General features: G+C 62.7%; 1 protein-coding gene and 1 pseudogene. Both read left to right on the top strand.

Annotated elements, in window-relative coordinates; all coding sequences use genetic code 11:
- Positions 1–208: 208 nt before the first annotated feature.
- Positions 209–1,210: a helix-turn-helix domain-containing protein gene (locus tag ACLVWQ_RS24640; RefSeq protein WP_414111341.1), complete on the top strand. Its 1,002-nt coding sequence runs from the start codon at positions 209–211 to the stop codon at positions 1,208–1,210.
- A 598-nt stretch (positions 1,211–1,808) separates the two neighbouring features.
- Positions 1,809–2,018: pseudogene (locus ACLVWQ_RS24635) on the top strand (IS6 family transposase); the annotation flags it as partial.
- Positions 2,019–2,340: the final 322 nt, after the last annotated feature.

Raw genomic sequence — 2,340 nt, 5'->3', positions numbered from 1 at the left:
GGTGAGCGACTCAGTACGAGACACCGTTCGAGACCGGAAGAAAAAGAACAAGATCAGAACCTGTTTCTGAAGTTCGACGCGTCTTGATCTTGAATTTTCGGTGTCCGCCAGGAGACGCGTGGCAGCAAATGTGACCGAAGTGCTGCTGGCTGCGTACGTCTGCCCATGTCACGTTTAACTCACAAGGGGATCGGCTACGGGGGCTGGAATGCTGGTTACAGAGTTCAGCACGGACGTCGTGGAGGCGCCGGAGCGGTTCGCGCTGTGGGAAGCAGCGACGGAACAGTCGCACATGCGCAATCGGCTGCGCAGCGACGATCAGGATGACTTCCGAGCCAGGATGCGTGGCCTGGACTTAGGGGAGGTACAGGTGGCTGCACTGTCCTACCCGCACCTGGAGATAGCGCGGACGGGGAAACTGATCCGGCAGTCCGACCCGGAGGTGTACCAGATCAACTACTTCCTCGGTGGAGAGGGGGCTGTTTCCACGGGTGGAGGTGATGCGGCGCTGCGTGTCGGTGACCTGCTGGTGATGGACAGCAGCCGCCCCTACCACGGCGATGTCCGAAGCACCCCGGGCGGTTGGTCGCATGTGACCATACAGTGTCCTCGCGGGCTGCTGCCCCTGCCGGACAAGACGGTGCAGCGCCTCCTCGCCGTCCCGATCAGCGGGCGCCACGGCATGGGCGGGGTGTTCACCCGCTGGCTGGCCGACCTCAACGCGCGCGCCGCCGAGTTCACCCCGGACGACGTCCCCACCCTCGTCTCGGTCACCCTCGACCTCCTGGCCTCCACCATCGCCCGCTGCCTGGACACTGAAGAGGCGCTAAGCCCGGAGGCCCGCAGGATCGCCCTGCGGGCCCGGATCAGCACCTTCGTCGAGCGGCACCTCGCCGACCCGGCCATGACCCCCCAGGCGATCGCGGATGCCCATCACATCTCCCTGCGCCATCTGCAGCAGCTGCTCGCCGAGGACGACACATCGCCGGCAGCTTGGATACGCCACCGCCGTCTGGAACGCTGCCGTCTCGACCTGGCCAATCCCCGCCTGTATACCCGCCCTATCCAGGCCATCGCCGAGCACTGGGGCTTTACCAACCCCACACACTTCAGCCGCTTGTTCCGGCTCACCTACGGGATCCCCCCGAGGGACTACCGAAACCTGCCGCCCAAGGCGTGCGCGAATCGGCAACAACCCAGCGCGGAATGACAAGTCCGAGCGCTGGGCGCCCTGGAATCCTGGACACCTCGGTCGCGGCGCCCCGTTGGCCACGCCGGCTGGGTTTTCGACGCAGGCACGGAACGCTCAACCTGGTTCAGTATTAGCTCAACCCCACCGAACAGATGGAGGCAAAGTGAAGGTCAAAGAAACCGTTCGCATCGCTGCAGTATCGATTGGCCTTGCAGTCGCAGCTTCAGGTCTCACAGTTTCGCCGGCCTCCGCTCAATCAGCGGACCCTTGCTCAGGCTATCGGGTCAATCAGGTCACGGGCGAGTCTCGTTGCATCTCTGGCTCGTGGGGAATTTCTCACCGAGTCAAGGTCTACTGCCTCAACCCCAACGGCGACTATGTGGTGACAGGACCATGGGTGGGTAGTACCAGCAGGTCCAAGGCTACGTGTCCGAATTTGGACTACGCCAGCGACATTTGGTCGGAGTGGGAATACTGAAAAGCGGGGCAGTCCGGCGCAGCGGACAAGGCACTGTCACGTTGACTGATCGGGTGGGATGATTTTCTGGTTGGTCATGCCGGGAGGGGTCGTCCGTGGACAGCGCGCCGCCGTCGTACAAGGGGCACCGATACCCGGGTGGAGATCATCGCGCACTGCGTGTGGCTGTACTTCCGCTTCCCGCTCAGCTTTTGCGAGGTCGAGGAACTGATGCTGGAGCGCGGCGTGATCGTCTCCTATGAGACGGTCCGCCGCTGGTGCGCCAAGTTCGGGCAGACCTACGCCGGCGCGCTGCGCCGTCGGCGGCCCCGCCCCGGGGACAAATGGCACCTGGATGAGGTCTTCATGAGAGGTCGTTTTCATCTCTTTTGCACCGCCGCAACTGTCTCATTGGAATACTTGCGCCTCCTGGGTGTCGGACCGCAGGGGCAACTGCGGGGCGGATCGCCCATGCAGGCAACCTTTGGGATGAGACGGAACTTGCTCGGATGAAACGGGAATTCGAGGCACCGCCTCAGCCACTCTGAGTTCCAGAGAAGCTGTCGCCCCAATAGTCACGTCTCGACACTGCGACCTGTTGGGATGAAACAGGCTCCGTAGATGAAAACGACCTCTGATCTTGTTCTTTTTCTTCCGGTCTCGAACGGTGTCTCGTACTGAGTCGCTCACC

Source organism: Streptomyces sp. CWNU-52B, assembly GCF_047444975.1.
Classification (GTDB): domain Bacteria; phylum Actinomycetota; class Actinomycetes; order Streptomycetales; family Streptomycetaceae; genus Streptomyces.
This window is presented reverse-complemented; position numbering and strand designations above follow the sequence as displayed.

Coding starts and splice junctions, on each gene's coding strand:
- ACLVWQ_RS24640 (WP_414111341.1), top strand. CDS start 209: ATGCTGGTTACAGAGTTCAGCACGGACGTCGTGGAGGCGCCGGAGCGG.